General features: G+C 38.4%; 17 protein-coding genes. 5 read left to right on the top strand and 12 right to left on the bottom strand.

The genetic code is table 11. The features are described from left to right. The first annotated feature begins 113 nt into the window (after positions 1-113). The 4 genes from NST81_RS06120 to NST81_RS06105 all read left to right on the top strand — a co-directional run bounded on the left by NST81_RS06120 (position 114) and on the right by NST81_RS06105 (position 4,758). Positions 114-788: an SOS response-associated peptidase gene (locus NST81_RS06120; protein ID WP_048623001.1), complete on the top strand. Its 675-nt coding sequence runs from the start codon at positions 114-116 to the stop codon at positions 786-788. A 194-nt stretch (positions 789-982) separates the two neighbouring features. Beyond that, a complete protein-coding gene (locus NST81_RS06115; RefSeq protein WP_341030476.1) occupies positions 983-1,426 on the top strand; it encodes a YndM family protein in 444 nt (147 codons plus the stop codon). Positions 1,427-1,950: 524 nt separating this feature from the next. Further along, the gene (locus tag NST81_RS06110) at positions 1,951-2,898 is read left to right on the top strand and encodes an L-lactate dehydrogenase (RefSeq protein WP_341028916.1); all 948 of its coding nucleotides are present in this window, start codon (positions 1,951-1,953) and stop codon (positions 2,896-2,898) included. A 660-nt stretch (positions 2,899-3,558) separates the two neighbouring features. Further along, positions 3,559-4,758 (top strand): NupC/NupG family nucleoside CNT transporter, encoded by a 1,200-nt coding sequence (locus tag NST81_RS06105; protein ID WP_048622998.1) that lies wholly within the window; start codon positions 3,559-3,561, stop codon positions 4,756-4,758. A 301-nt stretch (positions 4,759-5,059) separates the two neighbouring features. Here the strand turns inward: NST81_RS06105 and NST81_RS06100 are convergent, their stop codons facing one another. Further along, positions 5,060-7,195: a 5'-nucleotidase C-terminal domain-containing protein gene (locus tag NST81_RS06100; protein WP_341028914.1), complete on the bottom strand. Its 2,136-nt coding sequence runs from the start codon at positions 7,193-7,195 to the stop codon at positions 5,060-5,062. Between the two features lie 499 nt (positions 7,196-7,694). Here NST81_RS06100 and NST81_RS06095 point away from each other — a divergent pair, with 499 nt between their 5' ends. Next, a complete protein-coding gene (locus NST81_RS06095) occupies positions 7,695-7,874 on the top strand; it encodes a hypothetical protein (protein ID WP_003354263.1) in 180 nt (59 codons plus the stop codon). A gap of 253 nt (positions 7,875-8,127) precedes the next feature. Here NST81_RS06095 and NST81_RS06090 read toward each other — a convergent pair whose 3' ends face one another. The 11 genes from NST81_RS06090 to NST81_RS06040 all read right to left on the bottom strand — a co-directional run bounded on the left by NST81_RS06090 (position 8,128) and on the right by NST81_RS06040 (position 20,929). Continuing rightward, positions 8,128-8,541, bottom strand: coding sequence for a GtrA family protein (locus NST81_RS06090; RefSeq protein ID WP_048622997.1), 414 nt, complete (start codon positions 8,539-8,541; stop codon positions 8,128-8,130). A gap of 123 nt (positions 8,542-8,664) precedes the next feature. Next, on the bottom strand, positions 8,665-9,660 hold the full coding sequence (locus tag NST81_RS06085) for a glycosyltransferase family 2 protein (RefSeq protein WP_327797630.1): 996 nt from the start codon (positions 9,658-9,660) through the stop codon (positions 8,665-8,667). A gap of 22 nt (positions 9,661-9,682) precedes the next feature. Beyond that, positions 9,683-11,374, bottom strand: coding sequence for a DUF6044 family protein (locus NST81_RS06080; protein WP_341028912.1), 1,692 nt, complete (start codon positions 11,372-11,374; stop codon positions 9,683-9,685). Between the two features lie 29 nt (positions 11,375-11,403). Next, on the bottom strand, positions 11,404-12,288 hold the full coding sequence (galU, locus tag NST81_RS06075; RefSeq protein ID WP_270584292.1) for a UTP--glucose-1-phosphate uridylyltransferase GalU: 885 nt from the start codon (positions 12,286-12,288) through the stop codon (positions 11,404-11,406). 711 nt (positions 12,289-12,999) lie between these two features. Next, positions 13,000-14,274 carry an Nramp family divalent metal transporter gene (locus NST81_RS06070; RefSeq protein WP_341028909.1) on the bottom strand — a complete coding sequence of 425 codons (1,275 nt, stop codon included), beginning with the start codon at positions 14,272-14,274 and terminating at the stop codon, positions 13,000-13,002. Between the two features lie 475 nt (positions 14,275-14,749). Beyond that, on the bottom strand, positions 14,750-15,550 hold the full coding sequence (locus tag NST81_RS06065; protein WP_244878048.1) for a VOC family protein: 801 nt from the start codon (positions 15,548-15,550) through the stop codon (positions 14,750-14,752). A 474-nt stretch (positions 15,551-16,024) separates the two neighbouring features. After that, positions 16,025-16,630, bottom strand: a complete 606-nt coding sequence (locus tag NST81_RS06060; RefSeq protein WP_048622991.1) for an alpha/beta hydrolase — start codon at positions 16,628-16,630, stop codon at positions 16,025-16,027. A gap of 119 nt (positions 16,631-16,749) precedes the next feature. After that, on the bottom strand, positions 16,750-17,700 hold the full coding sequence (locus tag NST81_RS06055; RefSeq protein WP_341028905.1) for a ring-cleaving dioxygenase: 951 nt from the start codon (positions 17,698-17,700) through the stop codon (positions 16,750-16,752). 217 nt (positions 17,701-17,917) lie between these two features. Then, positions 17,918-18,316: a DoxX family protein gene (locus NST81_RS06050; RefSeq protein ID WP_048622989.1), complete on the bottom strand. Its 399-nt coding sequence runs from the start codon at positions 18,314-18,316 to the stop codon at positions 17,918-17,920. Positions 18,317-18,912: 596 nt separating this feature from the next. Further along, complete coding sequence (locus tag NST81_RS06045; RefSeq protein WP_341030475.1) at positions 18,913-19,584, bottom strand: sugar phosphate isomerase/epimerase family protein; 672 nt, start codon at positions 19,582-19,584, stop codon at positions 18,913-18,915. After that, positions 19,568-20,929 (bottom strand): IS4 family transposase, encoded by a 1,362-nt coding sequence (locus NST81_RS06040; RefSeq protein ID WP_087960047.1) that lies wholly within the window; start codon positions 20,927-20,929, stop codon positions 19,568-19,570. The genes NST81_RS06045 and NST81_RS06040 overlap by 17 nt, the downstream gene beginning before the upstream one ends. Positions 20,930-20,986: the final 57 nt, after the last annotated feature.

Raw genomic sequence — 20,986 nt, 5'->3', positions numbered from 1 at the left:
ATTGCTGAACATTCAATAAGAATGAACGTCTATTGGATGCTCAAAACCATTTTCATCCTATCTCTACTACATGTAACTGCTACAATATATAATACTTTTAAGAGGTGAATGGTATGTGTGGACGATTTACACTAACGGCTTCCATTGCAGAAATTGCTGAACGTTTTAGCGCTGAATATTCATTTAAGGATGAAGATTATTCCTCAAGCTACAATATAGCCCCTTCCCAATCGGTTCTAGCCGTCATCAATGATGGTCAAACCAACCGAATGGGCTTTTTAAGATGGGGATTAATTCCGCCTTGGGCAAAAGATGTGTCCATTGGCCATAAATTAGTGAATGCCAGAGCTGAGACTCTTACTGAAAAACCTAGTTATCGGCATGCGTTTCAAAAAAAACGCTGCCTTATTGTAGCCGACTCCTTTTACGAATGGAAACGAGTGAACAATCAAAAGATTCCGATGAGAATTTTATTAAAATCCCACGAGTTATTTTCGATGGCTGGATTATGGGAACAATGGAAATCGCCGAATGGCGACTCGATATTTTCTTGCACCATCATTACAACCAAACCTAATCCTCTCATGGCGTCTATTCATGACAGAATGCCAGTGATATTAAAACCGCAGGATGAACCGTTATGGTTGGACCCAACTATTAGCGACCCTCAAAAATTAAAGAATTTATTAAAGCCTTATGATGAGCAATGCATGGAAGCGTACGAAGTTTCTCAATTGGTCAATTCACCGAAAAATAACTCGCCCGATCTAATTCAGCCCATTGACTAGGAAGTTTTAAGGCTTTCTTTTTTTCTTTTTTTCTTTTCCCCTTTTTCATCACGATTATAGAGAAGATTTCAATAAACGAATCCTTTTCTGAATTCGATCACGTGAAATGTCCTAATGGTTTTTCACAAAATTATTTGACACAAGTATAAAATTCTGATTTTTGATTCAAAATATGGACAAAGGAGGATTGAATGATGAAATACGCTGGCATTTTACTTATAAAATTTATTGCTTGCCTAATCGCATTTGCAGTAGGTCTCGATCTATTTTTTGATGCTACCTATTTGGATATTTTTTCTTTCAGCTTACTGACGACGATTATGTCTTTTTTAATAGGAGATCGGTTGATTCTTCCCTATTTTGGAAATACGTCTGCATCAATAGTTGATTTTCTTCTTGCCTATACGAGCGTTTGGATTTTTGGCAGTATTCTTCTTAATAACTATATGCAGATTGCTTGGGGAAGCATTATTTCAGCCGTTATCATCACAATAGCAGAAGCGTTTATTCATCAATTTATTCTGAATCGTTTTCTGGACGTTCAAACGAACAGGCGGACAAAAATGAGAGCCAATCATAAACTGGCATATAACGCCGAGTTTTCGGAAGATCATGATTTTAACGATAAAAAAGAATAAATTGGTCATTTGATTAGATCCCCTATAGGCAATGGAAATGAAAGAAACGAATGATACCTAAATGACTATAGGGGGTTTTTGTATGGACTTTAAAACATGTTGGCCCTATTTCCCATTCGCCCGTTTTTTAGCAAGAAAACGCCGATTCATCCTGTTTCTATAAAAAAATGGTTTCATCCAAAAATAAAATAAATCAGTGTGTGAAAAAGTTCACAAATTATTCATTTATATTGTGAATAAATTCACATTTAGTGTTGTATAATGAACTTGTAAATCGCTGCAGCCATTCCTTTTTCTTCTAAATTATCAACGTTTTATGAAGAACCGTACCCTTTCACGTGTGTCTTTGGCTGCAGCATCTTTTAAATGAATGTTGGCATAACATTTACTGCTAACAGGAAATTATGTTCTAACAGTACATAAATTTGTAGACTTACCCTATGTAAACCATTTTTTACATATGGGTTTGGTTAGATTCTCACACATTTCACATCAACCAGAAATGATGAAAGGAGTTTCTTATCATGAAAAAAGAAAAAGTAAATCGTGTTGTTATCGTTGGAACTGGTGCAGTAGGTTGCAGCTATGCTTACTCCCTAATCAATCAAGGTGTAGCTGAAGAAATAGTATTGATAGATGTCAACAAAGCAAAAGCGGAAGGCGAAGCCATGGACCTTAATCACGGAATACCGTTCGCCCCTTCTCCTGCAAAAATTTGGAACGGAGATTATGAAGATTGTAGACAAGCTGATTTAGTCGTCATAACAGCCGGATTAGCACAAAAACCGGGAGAAACCCGTCTGCAATTAGTCGAAAAAAACACTAAGATTTTTAAAGAGATAATTCGAAATATTATGAATAGCGGATTTGACGGAATTTTCCTAGTAGCTACAAATCCAGTCGACATCCTTACTTATGTGACCTGGAAAGAATCAGGACTTCCTAAAGAACGTGTCATCGGTTCCGGCACTGTACTCGACTCAGCCCGGCTGCGCTTTCAACTTGGAGAACGTTTAAATATCGATCCAAGAAATGTTCACGCAGCTGTTATTGGTGAACACGGCGATACAGAACTTCCGGTTTGGAGCCATGCTACTATTGGTATTGAACCACTCGATTCCTTTATCAAAAAGGGTGAAATCACTAGAGCAGATCTGGATGAGATCTTTGTAAACGTACGGGATGCTGCATACCATATCATCGAAAGAAAAGGAGCCACCTATTACGGAATCGGAATGTCTCTTGTCCGCATCACTAAAGCGATCCTTCAGAATGAAAACAGCATTCTGACTGTATCCGTTCTGCTTGAAGGAGAATACGGTCAAGAAGATCTTTACATCGGTGCACCCGCCGTCGTTAACCGAAATGGGGTTCGTGAAATCATCGAAATGAAATTAAATGAAGAAGAAAAAGAAAAATTCAACCACTCAGCCGCTGTTTTGAAAGAAACGATGAATAAAGTACTTTCTTAAACGACCATACAAAGGGAGCGTTTTAAGTTAAATGCTTATTCCGCTCCCTTTATATATGCCCTGTCTTTTGGCGAGCTGCAGAAGTTTATTTCCAGTTTCGTTCTATCATAAACCATGATTCTGAGAAGACAAAACCATGCAAAAACTCATTTGAGAGGGCAAGGGGTATTCAAACTCGATTTAATCAAAACGATCGTTATTATTCGAATTTTAGTTGCATTTCCGCATCGTTTTTCTGGACGCCGAAATGGTTCCATGTATGAAGAAATAATATGTTGATTGAATAAATGAAACCGGCATTTTTTGACATTATATAGATTCTACTTTAGTTTTTCTATGTTCACTATAATTTTAAAATTTTAAAAATTAAAAACTTCTTTTTGAACTGTCAATAATCCCCTTGAAAATGCACATTTTTTACACTTATTTGATCTTGCATATTCCCCACCCTGCATTTAAAATTTAATTTGAAACGACTATTTATTATTTTTAGAATTTTATTTCGTCGTTGCGAGGGATTTTGACGTCGATTTTTGTATGTTTTTTAAAATCGATTCACTAATACGCTCGAAAAGTATAAACGAAAAAAAGACCGGACAACATAAGAACGCTTAAAATCTTTTATTCATCAAACCTGCGTAGGTTCAGGGAGGAATTTCATTGTCTTTTATCATTAACATCATTGGAATTATCGTTGTTTTTGCTATTGCCTATTTATGCTCTATCAATCGTAAAGGCATAGATTTTGTCTCTATCCTTTTGATGTTTGTTATTCAATTGGTTATTACTTGGTTTATGTTAACCACTAAAATAGGTGGACAATTCATCCAAATCGTTTCAAAGTTTTTCTTATGGCTTATCCATTGCTCTATGTCCGGTATCAATTTCGTCTTTGGTGACCTAGTATCTTTAAATGGTACACCGTCCTTTTTCATGAGCGTATTAATGCCGATTATTTTTATTGTTGCCTTCTTCGATATCTTAACTTATTTCGGCATCCTTCCAGCTTTAATCAACGGCATCGGTTTTGTGCTTTCTAAATTGACGCGTGCTCCCCGCTTTGAAAGTTTTTTCGCTACTCAAGTCATGTTTTTAGGAAACAATGAAGCGTTGGCGGTAACGAGACAACAACTGAACAAAATGGATGATAAACGGCTGCTGACCGCCTGTATGGTAGGAATGTCTTGTGTCAGCGTTGGAGTTCTCGGCGGATATATGCAGCTCATCGATCCTAAATATGTATTAGTTGCCATTCCATTAAATGACGTTGGAGCATTAATCATTACATCATTCTTAAATCCATATAAAGTGTCGAAAGAAGAAGACGTCGTTTACAACCCTGCAAAATCCGGAGAGAGAAGAAACTTCTTCGATATGTTGGCAGACAGTATGCTGACTGGAGGAAAACTAGCTTTAATCATCGCCACCATGCTGATCGGATTTACAGCATTAATTACTGCCAGCGATAGCGTTTTAGGATTGATCCATAAAAACCTTTCACTGGAAAATATTTTTGCCGTACTTTTTTCGCCTTTTGCCTATTTAATGGGAGTTACACATTCCCAAGTATTTACCGTTTCTCAATTTATGGGTGAAAAATTAGCGACGAATGAATTTGTAGCAATGGGGAAACTACACCCTATACTGAATAAGCTGAATCCGCACACAGAGGCTGTCATTTCCACGTTTCTTGTTTCTTTTTGTAACTTTTCTACTGTAGGAATTATTTTGGGAAGCGTGAAATCATTATTCAATGAGGAGAAAACAAAACTAATCGCCAAAAATATTTGGCGTCTGCTCGTTTCAGGTATTTTGGTCTCCTTTTTAACTGCGATGGTGGTAGGGTTGTTTGTAAGATAAGCAAGAAGATGCTGTCGCTTTCTATTCATTGAGGTTAGAAAATCAATTCCGGTCCTAAGCAAAGTTGATGCTTAGGACCGTTTTATGGGTGAAACTGCTTCTTTCTTTTCTTCCTGAAATACCATATCCTAAAATTTACATTTCTTCATCATCAATAAAAACGTTGCATCTTATAATTCACCTTTTGATCGAAAAAGGCAGAACGCTCCTTTTTTGTCTACTTTCAGATTTATGGCTTTAATTTAAAGTCTTGTTTTTATCAATACGCTTTTATTGTTTTTTACGTTTGTCTTTACAAAAATTAATTGTTTGCTATATTGACAATACGACCTTCCACAGTTGGATTCACCAATTTGTCTGGCTGAGCTTCTATAAAATCTACAAAAATTTCCCAATCTACAAATCCTGGTTCACTAAGACGTCCTTCTTCGGAAGCTTTTTTAAACATATCGTACCCATCTCCGCCTTTCGCCGTAAATGTGTTGGTCGCAACAAAATAATTTTCAGAATCATTCAATGGCTGATAAGTTCCATCCTTTCCTTTTACTTGAATCGATAAAACCCTTTTACCAACTGGTTTTCTGCTGTCATAGGTGAATTTTAATCCGGATACGTGGAGGAATCCACCATTAGATTCAGGAACAGAGCTAACGCTGTGTTCTAGGGCAGCTTTAATTTCTGAACCTTTTAAATTTAGAATAGCTAGCGCGTTTCCAAACGGCATGACCGTTTGAACTTCTGCTAATGTAATCGGACCAGCATCAATCGAATCTCGAATCCCGCCTCCATTTTGCAGGGCGATAACGGTATTGGGATTAATTGTTTTTGCTTTGGCCAACATTCCGTCTGTAATCAAATTGCCTAGATTCGTTTCTTTAGTACGAACATCTGTCCTTTCACCATCCAGTTGAGCAGCGGAATTTCCGACTATCACCTTTTTCTTTTCGTCAATCTGTTCTTTATATGGCTTTAATAAAGATGCTGCTTCAGCATCATCTTGAAGCACATAAGCATCATGGTCTTTTTGATCGATCTCAATAAGATGGCCGTCTTCGCCAACTACTTTCCCTTTCTGATCAAATTCAACATCTAGCGCTCCAAGGTACTTATTGTATTCATTGGCTTGAACGATAACCGTTGGCTCTTCTCCTGTTGTATCCACAACTGGTTTTTCAAGCTTATCGTGGGAATGCCCCCCGACGATAACATCAATCCCTTCTACTTTCTTCGCTAATGTAAGATCGTTATCACCGCCGCCATCGTTAAAGCCGATATGAGTTAATGCTATGATTTTATTCACTCCTTGAGCCTTGAACGCATCAACCGCTTTTTCCGCCGATTTTATATAATCCTCGAACGCAATATCTTTGCCAGGGCTGGAAATATCTTTCGTTTCAGCCGTTGTCAGACCGAAAATTCCGATCTTTTCTCCATTCACCGTTTTTACAATGCCATTATAAATTTGACCATCTTTAGGTTGAGTTGATATTTCATCATGTGAACTGGCCTTTAAATGAAGATCATTTGAGAAATTCACATTGGCGCTAACAAACGGAAAATGCGCTTCTTTCACGAAGTTAGCCAGTGTTTCTGTTCCTTTGTCGAATTCATGATTCCCAAATGTCATGGCATCATAGCCAATGTAATTCATAAACTTCAAATCTGCTAACCCATTAAATTCATTAAAATACAAAGTTCCGGAAAAAACATCCCCAGCACTTACTAACAGTGAATTCGGATGCTCTTGTCTTTCTTGTTTAATCGCTGTAATGGTTCGTGCTATATTGTCTAAATGTGCGTGAGTATCATTGGTATGCAAAATGTGCAAATCAAATTTTCCTTTTTTCGCAAGATTTGATTGGTGTAAAAAGATCGCATAGTCTCCACGTTTGATATAATGATTTACCCCAAATTCCTTAGAAGAAATGCCTTTTGTGACTTTGTTGGCAACTAATGCACTTACAGCAGGCTTGTATCGTTCGGAAAGGTCAGAAAATGAATTCGCCGAAGAACCCATCAGATGAAATCCTTTCTTCAGCCAAATGGCCAGTTCTCCCCGAGTAATGTAGAGATTAGAACCAAAAGTCGTTTTTGTTTTTCCGGAGGTGATTCCCGCTGCTTTTAAAGCATTGACAGCCCCTTTTGCGTTAGCAGGAACATCTTTGAAACCTGATTCTGGAGCTTCTTTCGTGTTCAGATCAAGCACGTTTGCAAGTAAAACAGCTGCATCTACACGCTTTATATATTCGTTGACACCGAATGAAGTCTCAGTTAGCCCTTTCGCCCCTTTTGATACAACAAAATCTACTGCATCCTTATAACGGCCAGTGACATCTGTGAAACTAGCTGCAGACACAGAAGAAACAACCGAGGTAAAAACTGCTGAGGCTGCCACAGCCGCTGCAAACTTTTGGTAAGCCTTTGAAATAATAGGCATTTCATAATCCCCCTTAAAACTTATTAAGTTGACCAAGCTTAACCCCTTTTACTATGCTTCTCACTCCTAATTGACATGTTTGAAAAACTAGAATCGTAAGGTAATGTTTTGTCTTATTCTATCAAACCGTTAGACTTGGAGATGGAAATTCAATATTTTTTTACATCATTTTTACATTTTATATAAAAATTTCATTATTTTACAAAAAATTATTAACCCCCTTAAAATCATGATTTTGACCTTTCTTTTCAAACCTAGTATCAGCGAAAAGGTAGCAAAAGAAATACATACCTGTTTGTTTATTACCAACGGTGGACGTTTAAAACGGGGAATTTCATTTCGTTGCTGACAAGCCTCCAAAAAAGGGACAATAAAGAAAAATATCTTCTGCTTAACCTTGCGAAAGTTTCACTTTTTACAATTCATTCTCCTAAAAAATCAGTATAAACACTTCCTTTTTTGAAAAACTACTAATAGCTTAATGGATGGGAGGATTATTATGAAAAGCGCGGAAAATAAAACTACTGACAGCTTGAATCAAGAGGAATCTGATAAAACGACGCAAGGTTTAAATCAACTCATTGAAATCATTAATGCAAAAGGGGATATCGGTGAATTAAATCATATATTGGAACAATCAGAAACGGGCGCTGATCTCGATGAACAAAAAACGGAATAATCTTCTTTCAACTAATCTTTAGGCAAGGATTTGCATTCAAGCAATCAAATAACCCCAATATCTCGATCATATGCTTCAAAGCTTATACACAATGAATCCGCTTTTAAGTTTTTATAAAAAAGGCTCGTCACAATGGTCAAACGCCCCAATGTTCCGAGCCTCTTTTTCGCATGAAAAAAGAAAATGGAAAACTAGCATTCAATGATCATTCAGAAAGAGCGATTTTTTAAAGGTAAATATGGAATACCCTTCTTTAGCTTTGGCCTTTAGACAAACCGCTTTTAAATACCCAAAGTCGGCTGCCCATAAAAGTAATGGCCATCCCACACAATGTTGCAAAAATCTTACTTACAGCCAACGGCCATTCAAACTTTTGCTTAAATAAAGAAAGTAAAAGAAGAGTAGTCGCATAGGCAGCCAAATTAATGGTTAGAAATCGAAGCAGCTCTTGAATGTTAGCTTTTTCTTCTGCTTTAAAAGTCCAATTCCTGTTCCATATGTAGCTATTGATCATACCGGCAAGATAAGAACATCCTTGTGCCCATAAGTAATGGACATGTAAACCGGTGAGGACAAAAAAGACGATAAAATCAATAAGTGTATTTCCAACTCCTACCGTACAAAACTTCAGAAGCATTCCCATTTTTTCTTTTAGATGATCCCACATAAAGATACCTCCTTCGTCTTTTGACCGGAAGGCAAAAATCATAGCCTGTCACGTCATTCGAACGCTGTCAGGATTTCACCAAAATTCGAGGAGGCCTGATTGGGAGCTGGACCTCCTCGCTGATCAATTCTCGGATGTTTTAGGAGCAGGAGATGACTGTTTTGCTTCTTTTGTATACAAGTCCGTTTCGATCGCGTATCGAGGACGTTTTTTTACTTCTTTAAAGATTTTTCCAATGTATTCTCCAATCAGTCCAATCCCCAATAATTGCAAGCCCCCAATCAACCAAATGGAGAGCATGAGAGAAGTCCATCCTGATACGGTATGGTGCCGCCATTCTTGAATAAGAGCATATCCGCCAATCAAAATACTTAAAAGAATAGAAAGAAACCCTAATAACGTCACAAATCGAATGGGAGCTACACTAAACGATGTAATTCCATCAAAAGCGAAGGCCAGCATTTTTTTCAAAGGATATTTAGATTCCCCGGCGAAACGTTCCTTTCGATCATACATCACTTTAGTAGATGGGAAGCCGATTAACGGCACAATCCCTCTAAGGAAAAGGTTCACTTCTTTATATTTTAGTAATTCTTCCAAAGCTCTTTTACTCATAAGACGAAAATCTGCATGATTAAAAATAAGGTTAATGCCCATTTTGTTCATGAGCCGATAAAACGCGACAGCGGTTGTCCGTTTAAAAAACGTATCGGTATCTCGTTTATTTCGTACTCCATACACAATGTCATAACCTTCCCAATATTTTTCTACAAACGTACGGATGGCACGAATATCATCTTGCAAATCCGCATCAATGGAAATCACGCAGTCGGCTTGTTTGCTGGCGGTTGCTAATCCCGCCAACAAGGCATTTTGGTGCCCGACATTTCGAGCAAGCTTTAAACCTTTTACATAAATATTTTGATTCGTTTCTGCTTCAATCAATTCCCAAGTACGGTCTCGACTGCCATCATCCACAAATAAAATATTGCTTTCTTTTGAAATTAAATGTTCATCGATTAATTCTTTGATCACCTGTGTTAATTGTTTAGACGTTTCTTGAAAAACTTCTTCTTCGTTATAACAAGGAACGACGATGGTTAAAACTGGGTAATTCAAAGAAATTCCTCCTCAGAATTCTTTATTTTGCTTTGTATAAATAAATTCTCCACGCTGAATTCGGTTCGTCGAAAGCCTTTAAAAAGTGAAGGCCGTCCTCCTCCGCATTCATAATAGGTACGGATGAAAATATATACTGTCCGCCCATTTTCTTAAATTGATCAATGTTCAATTGAAGATGATGAATTTTTTTCTTGCTATTTTTTCGGAAGTCGTAATGCTTTCCTAATTCACTTACAAAAATATAACATCTGCCGCCCCATTGATCAAAGTATGTCTCCAACTGCTTATTTTTCTCCAGTTCTTTCGCAATGATTTTCCTAAATTGGTGCTTGTACGACAAAGGATAAAAATTATTATAGGTATCCAATGTGTAAAACCCGTTATACTGGGCAATGGCAGGGTGAAGCCCTATGCTCGCCACCCGATAAGAAGATTTTGGTTTTCCGATATATTTCGCTATTTCTTCAAACTGATGAGTGGCATAAAACTGTTTAAACGACGGCGAGTGATTGGCACGATAATAAATCTCTGGATTGGCTGCAAAAAGTATAAGAAGCTGCAGCACTAAACATACCTTCACAAATCTTTTCCATTGAACCCCTTTTTTCCAGAGAATATAAGCACCTACCGCGAACATCATATAAATGATCATTGGCCGTAAAAAATGGAAACGAGCAAAATTAAACGTATTTAGCAATTGATACCTTTCTTTTAATGGCTCCCATCCTTTGTAAAACCAGAAGGCATACCAGACCGATAATACGAAGTTAAGGATAAACAAACGAACATAGTTTCTTTCTTGATTCCATTGTTTCTTCTGAATAATGATCGCCATGACGATAAAAGAAAGCGGAACAATCACAAAAGTGTGCAGGGTCATTACGTGCGTATGCCCTAAGAAATAGTTCTTAAACACAAGACGAACAGAATGCCAAAATCCTAATTTAGAACTGACAAATTCATTCCGGCTCGTCGGTTCTGTCGGAAACACCAGCGAATAAACCAGCCGATATTCAATTGCCAAAAAAAGGAAAGTCATATACGCTATGCTGCCAAAAAACTTGAGATTCCAATCACGTTTGACCATCACATCGCGCAGCCAAAGGAGTCCCATGGCTACCAGAAAAAAGAAAAACCCTAAAACGAAGCTTGAATAGAAAGGAAGCAAAGTAATCGTCAACCATTCTTTCCAAGTCGCTTTTCGTTCTCTTATATTCAAAAATGCCCATAAAGCAAGCGGCTGTCCAAGCGTGCTTAACATGCCGGAAGGCCAAAAAGGAGTCAGCGCAAAAGCAAGCGACACTCCCACTCGAATTAGATAAGCATCGTCTGCTTTAACAAAGTGCTTTTTTAAAAGCAAATACATGCCTATAAAAGCGAATACCCGTGTGATCGTTTGGCTTAATGCGTAAGCTAACATTGGAGGAAACAAATGATGCAGCCATTCGATCCCACTAAACTCCGTACCGTATGCATTACGCGGCAACCCATTGATTACTTGTGGAATGGTAGCATTAACAGGTCCGAATAATTCCCCGCTTCGCTTTAACACCCTATACCAAGCAATGTTCGAGTCCATATTATCATGAACCCGAATATGTGAATTTTCCCCTAATACATACATAGGAAGGAGATATACTCCAATTAATGCAAAAGCAATAATAATCCATTTTTGTTCTTTCGTCCAATTCGAAGCTAATTTTGCCATCATTCCGTATACACGCACCCCATCTATTTGTTTTAAACCATTCTCTCTTCTTGTTTTATCAGTTGTTTCAATTTTTCTAGTATAGGCTCTCTTAATTCTTCATTTTTTAAAGCAAACTCAATAGTCGTCAAAATAAAGCCCAATTTTTCTCCGACATCATATCGTTTCCCTTCAAAGCAGTAGCCAAACACTTTTTGAGTCTTGCTCAATTTTTGAATGGCGTCGGTAAGCTGAATTTCTCCCCCTGCCCCTCTTTCTTGTTTTTCTAGGTAAGAAAAGATTTCTGGCGTCAGAATATAACGACCCATGATCGCTAAATTAGAAGGGGCTTGTCCTCTTTTCGGTTTTTCCACTAAATTTTTGATTTCATACAGTCGGCCATTCTGAGCCATCGGGTCAATCATTCCATAACGATGACTTTCTTCCAAAGGAACAGGCTGAACGCCAATGACGGATGCTCCCGTTTTTTCATATACATTCATTAGCTGCTTGATGCAAGGAGTTTCCGATTCCACAATATCATCCCCTAATAACACGGCAAAAGGCTCGTCTCCAATAAATTTACGAGCACACCAAACCGCATGGCCCAAACCCAACGGTTCTTTTTGACGAATGTAATGGATGTCAACCATGTTCGATGATTGCTGAACCTTTTCCAACAAATCCAGCTTTCCTGTGTCATAAAGGTTTTTTTCTAATTCAAATGCATGATCAAAATGGTCTTCTATCGCGCGTTTTCCTTTGCCGGTCACGATGATAATATCCTCAATCCCAGAATGAATGGCTTCTTCCACAATATATTGAATGGTAGGCTTATCAACAATGGGAAGCATTTCTTTTGGCATCGCTTTTGTCGCAGGCAAAAAACGTGTTCCCAACCCGGCAGCCGGGATGATCGCTTTTTTTACTGATTTCATGACGTTGCACTCTCCCTTGGATGAAAAATTGGTCTTTTTATCATTTTCACCATTCGTTCAACGGTAGAAAAACTCATATCTTCTAAAAATCCTATCTCGCAAGAAAAAAGAATTTAGCCTTTGTTTATTTTCGGGAAGAATCCATTATGAGTTCGGAAGTTAGGCGATCATGGATACAGTCCATTCACTCGTCCTTTCCATCCACCGTACGATCAAAATGAAATGTCATCATGATGATGACATTCTAAAAGACCTATCTATACCATTAAAAGTTCTGCCGGAATTTTTTATTTTCTATCCATTATTACAATATAGATAATTTCTCAAACCCATTCTTTGAAAATAATAGAATAGATCGCACGACTTCTCCAAGCTCCCGAAAGATCGGCATTGTAACCATTTCCCCCTTCATCCATTCCACGTTTTATTATAATCCCGGTTTCAAGACGAAAAAGCAGTAATCCCGGCAAAGGCTGAAAAGGAGATTGAAAAAGAGTCCTTATACAGGTTAATGAAAAAGCAGACTTTTGACAATAGAGAACGCCAGTGGAAGAATGAATCTAGAACATGCTCACTATTACATCTTATTCATAAAAAAACCTTTACGAATCCTCATTTTATGCTGAAATTCGTAAAGGTTTTACTCATTCATGATTTTATGACAGTGCATCTGATGGATGAACACAATTTTATTTTTTTAAGTTTTTCAATCTATCCAACAAAAGTATGAAAAAGGATAAAAAGATTTAGTAAAATGACTAGCGTTGCGACAATCCAGCTAATGACGGTTGTCATGCGATGATTCACAAGAATCCCCATAATTTTTCGCTTGCTTGTAAAAATAATGAGCGGAATTAAAGCGAAAGCAATGCCAAAAGATAAAACAACTTGGCTGACGACCAACGCTTTTGTAGGATTAATGCCGCTTATAATAATGGCCAACGGCGGCACCATCGTAATGAATCGCCGGACATAAATAGGTATTCTTTTGTTAATAAATCCTTGCATCACCACATCACCGGCCATCGTCCCGACGGAAGAGCTCGACAAGCCAGCAATTAACAAACCAAAACCAAAAAAAGCGGCAGCTGCAGTACCGGATAAATGATGGAAAAGGTAAAAGGCTTTGTCCAAATCTTCTACAACATAACCATTTTTATGGAATAAGGCCGCGGCTACAATCAACATGGCCATATTGATGGCACCCGATATTAACATCGCAAAAAGGATGTCCAAAAACTCAAATTGAAATATTTTCTTTTTCTCTAACTCGCCTTTTCCCACTATACGATTTTGAGTCAAAGAAGAATGAAGGTAAATAGCATGAGGCATGACCGTCGCCCCGAGAATGCCGGAAGCGAGCAGAACACTGTCTGCTCCTATAAACTTCGGCGTCAACAAGCCTTCGGCAACGGCTCCCACATCAGGTTTTGCCAGAACCATTTGGACGGCAAACGATAAAACCACCATGGAAATCATGACGACAATCACGGTTTCCAATGAACGAAAACCACGTCGCTGACATTCCAAAATCACAAAAGATGCAATAGCGGTGATAAGAGCGGCAGGAACCATAGGCACCCCGAAAAGCAAGTGAAGCCCTAATGATGAACCAATAAACTCAGCCAAATCCGTTGCGATGATCACTAATTCACTTTGAATCCATAAAAAGACGGAAACAGGTTTTGAAAAATATCCCCTTGCTACCTCAGGCAAGTTACGGCCTGTTGCAATTCCTAATTTAGCGGATAAAGATTGAATCAGCACCGCCATTAAATTGGATGCCGCAATCACCCATAACAACGCATAGCCATATTTAGATCCCGCTGTGATATTGGTTGCAAAGTTGCCCGGATCCATATAGGCGACAGAAGCAATAAACGCCGGACCCAAGAAAGGAAAAATGCCTTTCCATCCTTTGATTTTGCCCTCTAAAACCGCCTGGGCTGTATAAATAATTTGTTTATTCTTATCATGATTGTTCATTACGAATGATCCTCTCAATTTTGCATAAACACCTAAAAGTAATACTTCTACAAAAAAGTTTACTTAAGGAAAAAATAATTGTTTTCATCTTAAATCATTCATGCAAAAATGTAAATTATTTTGCACTAATTCTTACTCGCATAGCCTGGTGAGATACATCCATACATCTTAATCCATTCACCATTATGGCAAAGCATCCATATTCAGTCCATATTTTGTGCTAGAAAGAATTATTCTGTCAACAATGCTCCGTTCAGGACTTATCTATTATGACAAAATATAAAATGTTTTCATTTCTCCTTTCTAAAATCATTTCACGTATAGAATGAAAGAGACATGCATAGGCCCGTTATAAAAAAACAGCACTCTTTCACCCGATTTAAGGAAGAGTGCTGCAAGAACGTTTATTGGTTTAAAAATCAACTTCTCAGAGAGCATTGGATTTAAGCTGAAAATATTGGAAAATGATTCAAACTTACACCAAAAGCTGAATCTGATTTCCTGAAGGATCTTTTGTCATGTATATATCGTTTTCTTCTGTCACGGAAGCATCGATTTTCCGCAACCGGTCGATGATTTGATTTCGAGCTTCATCGCTCGGGAGGACAAGAGAAAACTTTTTCAATCCGACGCTATTTTCTGAAGGCGCAGGTATTCCCACCCCGTTCCAAGTATTTAATCCAATATGATGATGATAGCCGCCTGTCGAGATAAATAACGCCTGTCGACCATATCGGCTTACAATATCAAATCCAAGCCCTTCACGATAAAATTGCTCCGTTTTTTGCAATTCGGAAACGTGCAAATGAATATGTCCAATAACTGTATCGGAAGGAAGTCCTTTCCACGATCCATCTCTTCCTTCTGCAAGCAAATTTTCTACATCCAGCGGCTCTGTTGACATGACCACTTCCCCATTGTTCCAATTCCATGTAGATGATGGACGATCTGCATAAATCTCAATTCCGTTTCCGTCAGGATCCGCTAAATAGAGCGCTTCACTTACAAGGTGATCCGATCCCCCTTGCAATGGATAGCGAATTTGAATAAAATGCAGCAATACTTTCGCCAAGTCCGAACGTGTAGGCAGTAGGATGGCAAAATGGTACAAACCGGTTCTATGCGGCTGTTTCGGTATCACATTTTCCGGTTGCTCAATGGTTACCAGAGGCGTTTTTCCATCCGCTGTAAGGACCGCCTTCTTTTTTGATTGTTCCAGTATTTGAAAACCTATCACGTTTTGGTAAAACGCAAGAGAACGTTCTAAATTGGCCACTTTTAAGTCCACTTGTCCCACAAACGTATGGGGCGGGATGAAATTCCATATTAATTCCCTCTCTTTGAATAAATAATGAAATTCATTTACTTACCTTCAGTTGTAAAAAAGTAGTTTTCAAAATTTATATAGTTACTTTACGTAAGTAATTTTATTATTGTAATTAAAAACTGTAAAGTAACAATCTTGATCATGAAAAATATATTTGAAAATACATGAATGAGGTGGTCATTCGTGCCTTGCCGTTATAATAGTATGTTTTTATTCTTTTAAAGCCAAAACAGACAACGTTCAAAAATGATTCCATTCAACCTGCTTCCATTTTCCGATTGTTAATGTTGCTGCTATGTTTTCCTCATTGTTCAATTCAGCCAAACATTTCTCATTTGCTTATTGTCCACAAAGCTGCTCCATTTCGCATCATCATCTTTTTCAAAATTCGCACAAAATATCAGAATACATGGTTTTTAGATATCAAAACATTTCTTGATACCATTTAGCAGCGGCTTGAATTTCATCCAATGTTAATTGATGGCCTTTATTCTCCCAGTGAATGTCAACTTTCGCATGTGCTTGTTCTAATAAAAGTTGAAGTTCCGATGATTCCTGCGGAGAACAGATGGGATCATTTGTGCCCGCTGCGATGAATACCTTTGTCTCTGACAGATGCGGCAAATCAATCCCTCTTCTTGGAACCATCGGATGAAAGAGAATGGCTCCTTTCAACGCATCTTGATAATGAAACAGTAAGCTTCCGGCGATATTAGCTCCGTTGGAATATCCAATAGCCACTATATTTTTTCGATCGAATGAATACTTCTTTGATGCTTCGTCTAGAAACTCATATAATTCTTTCGTACGGAACACAAGATCTTTTTCATCGAATACGCCTTCCGCCAATCTTCTAAAGAAACGAGGCATTCCGTTTTCCAGCACATTTCCGCGTACACTTAAAACGGAAGCATCCGGGTCGATCATACCGGCCAGAGGCAATAGGTCCGATTCATTGCCCCCTGTTCCATGAAGCAAAAGAAAAGTGGGCTTCGCCGGATCGCGGCCTTGTTGAAATAGATGTCTCATGATTTTTCTCCTTTCATACCTCATAACAAGGAAGACGGCTCATTCAATTTCCGATTTTCTTATGGATTGGATCAATGATCGAATCCCAATCATCTAGTCCTGCTTTTAAAAAGAAATTTTTACTTCTGAGTTTTGTCCAATTCTCTTACTTGAATAGACGGCAAAATTTGTTCCAATTTGCTTCTGTACGGTTCATACCACTCAGGCAGCATTAAATTTTCTCCTAATTTTTCCGGTTCTTCATCAATGGCAAATCCCGGTGGGTCTGTGGCCATTTCAAATAAAATTTTCCCATATTCTCTGAAGTAAATAGAGTGAAAATAATTTCTGTCCTGTACAGGCGTTACTTGATATCCGTGTTTTTCGATGCGTTCTTTCCAATCCAACTGATCCTCGTCATTCTCTGTACGCCAAGCGATATGATGGACCGTTCCGACCCCTACTTGACCGCGGCCGGTTGGAGATGTTTTCAAATCAACCACATTCCCAATGTCGCTTGTCGACCGAAAACGGATATATTCTCCTTCCTCTCCTGCTTGTTCAAGCCCCAGTACGTTTTCGAGCAATTCAGCTGTTTTTTCAGGATCGGCAGAGAAAAGAACGGCTCCTCCAAAACCTTTAATGGCGACATCAGAGGTCACGCCGCCAAAACTCCATTGGCTGTTGTCTCCTTCTTTTCTCTCCACCAATTCTATTTCCAACCCATGAGGATCGCTCAAACGTAAATATTGTTCGCCAAATCGTTCTAGTTTGGAAAATGGAACGTGGAATTTCTCGAGCCTTTGTTCCCAAAACAGCATAGCGCCTTTTGGAACAACATATGTTGTCACTCCCACTTGTCCGTCGCCGATTTTCCCTCTGCGCCCATCTGGCCATGGGAAAAAGGTGATAATCGTGCCCGGTTTTCCGGCTTCATTGCCAAAATAAAAGTGGTAAGTGCCCGGATCATCGAAATTAATCGTTTTCTTCACCAATCGCAATCCCAGCACACCAGCATAAAAGTCGACATTTTCCTGCGGATTCCCCACAATGGCTGTGATGTGATGGATCCCTTTTGTTTTCTTCCCCATCATTCTTCTCTCCTTGAATAGATTGATTCCTTTCCTGATGAAGCAAGTATGGATCATTTTCTAAAAATACAAGTATCTTCCTCGCTTTTGCATGTTAAAAAAGAAGGGGCAAATTTTCTATAATGGATTCTATAATGGCTGATTCACTCTATTGCCCCTCCATACTCATTTACTTTAAATTCTCTTTTGATTCCCTCACATTTTGGACAAAATCGTTTTAGAAAAGAACGGCATCCAAAGCATATTGGCCAGGACCTGTAAGAGCAACCCCAATGGCAACTGCAATTAATATAAGATTCAATTCATAACCATTTTGTGTCGCCCAAAATCCATTCGGTCCGTGAACTTTTGCAATCGCAACGATCATGGTCGCAGCGATCATGATTCCCGCAAGAGGTGTTAGTAATCCTAGAGCGAATAACAATCCCCCTGCAAATTCTGCTAAACCGGCCAGAAAAGCCATCGTTGCACCTGGTTTAATGCCAATCGATTCCATCCATTGACCGGTGCCCTTTATTCCATAGCCTCCAAACCAGCCGAACAATTTTTGAGCTCCATGGCCGACAAACGATAATCCAATCACTAAACGAATAATTAACAAACCAATACTCATCATCATTTTCTCCTCCTTTAAAATTTATTTTGATCTATATTGAAGGGGCCCATTCTCGCCCCGTGCTTAGGGTGCGCTTTCCTTATTCATACTAAGGAAACGTTCCACTATTCCATCCTGTCTAAAAACCAACAGACATCATCATCTTGTTATTTCCACCCCCCTTATATTCGTTTTCTTCCACCTCATTATCTTAAATCCAAGTATCTTGAATTTGAGATAATAGTAACGCACATCCAATCTTTTGTCAACTCTTATGTTGTAGATTGGAAAATTTTATTGAATGGTATTTTTTGTTCAATCCGCAAAAGGAAAGAACAAAATAAAAATGAGCGTGATGGCAGGATCAAATAAAGCATTTATCGTATAGTGAAAAAATTATGAGATCGATCAAAACCTCCATAAAACATTGGTTTCCTTTGAATTTTATTTTGATTGTTCACATAGTATTCGAATAAAAGCTGTTTCTTCCTGCCGAATCAACACCCAAATAACAGGAATTTTTCTTTTTATGCTAAAAAAGGTTGTGCCCTATAGTGGACACAACCTTTTGGATCCGGCAAGCTCTTCCTGACATCGGTTGAACTCTTTTTTTTCCATTAATCCAATTCTGCTAATTTCGCTTTTAAATATTCGATTGACGTTCTTGCATACCAATCAGGTTCTGATTGTCTCGTATGAAATCCTACTTCCATTGACAAATAACCGTTATAATGAATATCTTTTAACGCTTTTAATAAAGATGGAAAATCGCCTCTTCCTTGTCCGGGCGGAAGTCGGTCATGATCAGAAATGTGGACGTGGTGAAGGTATTCTCCCATTCGATAAGCATAATCGCTTGGCACTTCATTTCTGTATAAAGCATGGAAAGTGTCAAACATTACTTTTACATTGGATAAGCCTGTTTGTTCCCTTAAAAGCAAGGCATCATCGGCTGTTTCAATTAAATTGCTGTCCGCAGGAGTAGGTTCTACTACCATCGTCACCCCATGTTTTTTGGCGAAATTGGCTACATCTATTAAACCTTGCAAACTATAATTCCACGCATCTTGTTGAGAAGTGCCATGGACAACCCAGCCGGCAACCCAGATAACGGTTGGACATTCCCATTCAGAAGCTAGCCGTACCACTTCTTTGTAATGGTTGATGGTAAACTTTCTTTCTTCCGCCAGAGGAGAACTCGGATTCATCCCCGGCCCGCCGCCTGGAGCGGGCAACATTGCTGATACTTTTAAGTTCTTTTCTTTTAATAACTCAACTTTCGCACACAGAAATATTTAAGCATTGCTTGATATAATTAGGTATAGTGGCCAACCATTTATTCATTTGATTTTTAAAGATGTCCATGTTCAAAGAAACCTCGGCTTCCGCCAAAGTTTGGAAAAGGTCAATAAGTGATTGAAGGGCAGTAATAAAATCTATGTCTTTTACATCTTCGCAAAGGATGTAAAAAAGGTTGCCAATCGTCTTAGGATCCTCCTCTTTTCGCATTTGCCAAGCAATGAGAATATATCGTGTAAAAACAATGGTTGTATGGCTAATTAACATGTCGTAGGAACGTCCCTGGAATTCTTTCTCTAAATTTAAAAGGGATTTATTGCATTTGAAGAAGACTTCAATGTCCCAACGCATGCCGTAAATACGAATGATCTCTTCATTTTCTAATGTTGTATCTGTGCTGAGAATGGCAAGCCATTCGCTCCGTTTATTACGGTTTCGTACAAATAGAATTTTTACTGGAATTCCATTGTCTAAAGTAGCATAAACGGATCCGCGAATGTCTTTTTTACCCATGTGAGGTTTTGCCAATTTGTAAAGTTGATTCAGTGTGAAACGTTCACCATTGTAAACGTATCGCTGCTTTAATTGCTTCACCAAGCCAATGACAAATAACCCTTTGTTCGTAATCTTCTCAATTAAAGGCGCTTGTGTAAACCAGGAATCCATGAGAACATAGTCAGCTATAATCCCTTTTTCAAGCGCATGATCAAGTAAAGCTGAAGCCACGTCCGGTTTTGATTTCAGAGCTTCCTGGCGACGCTTATAGCCAGATGTTCGTTTATCAATATTGGTATTGATTTCTTGCAGGCGATTTTCCTTTTTCGGTGAACTTAGAAGAGCAAAATCAACGGGAATAAAAGTAAAACTATCGGTCCAGCCAAGGGTAAGCATTTGAAACCCTTTCAAGTACTGATGGGTAGAGTGATCAAAAACCTTAGCCAACAGTTCAACCGACTTACTACGGTTTCTTGAAAAGACAGAATCATCAATCACAAAAGCTGTGACACGATCTTTTGAAGTTAATGGTTGAAGCAGACGGATCATTTCACTGCTTAATGAAAGCAGAAACTTTCTCCAATGATAGGTTGGTGTATTTAAAAAGCGATAGACTGTATCCTTTCCGGGCAGATCCTGAGATCGTTTACTCATAAAAGCACGAAACCAGTTCTTATATTGGAAGACTAAAAGAAAAATCAGTTTGAAAACAGTAAGACAAGAATACCCGGAAAGTTTCGTAATATTCGCTTTTCTTAAATGATATCCAATATTTAATTCGGAAAATCCTTGTTTAATTTCTTTTGGTAATTGCGCAAAGTAGTCTTTATTCGTTATCATAGTGGTGACACCTTTCTTTTGGATTTGGTTTCGTCACCAATATTTTACCAAAAGAAT

The organism is Bacillus sp. FSL W8-0223, assembly GCF_038006805.1.
Lineage (GTDB): Bacteria > Bacillota > Bacilli > Bacillales > DSM-4216 > Bacillus_O > Bacillus_O smithii.
Note: the sequence above shows the minus strand (reverse complement) of the source record. Positions and strands in the feature narration are given on the sequence as shown.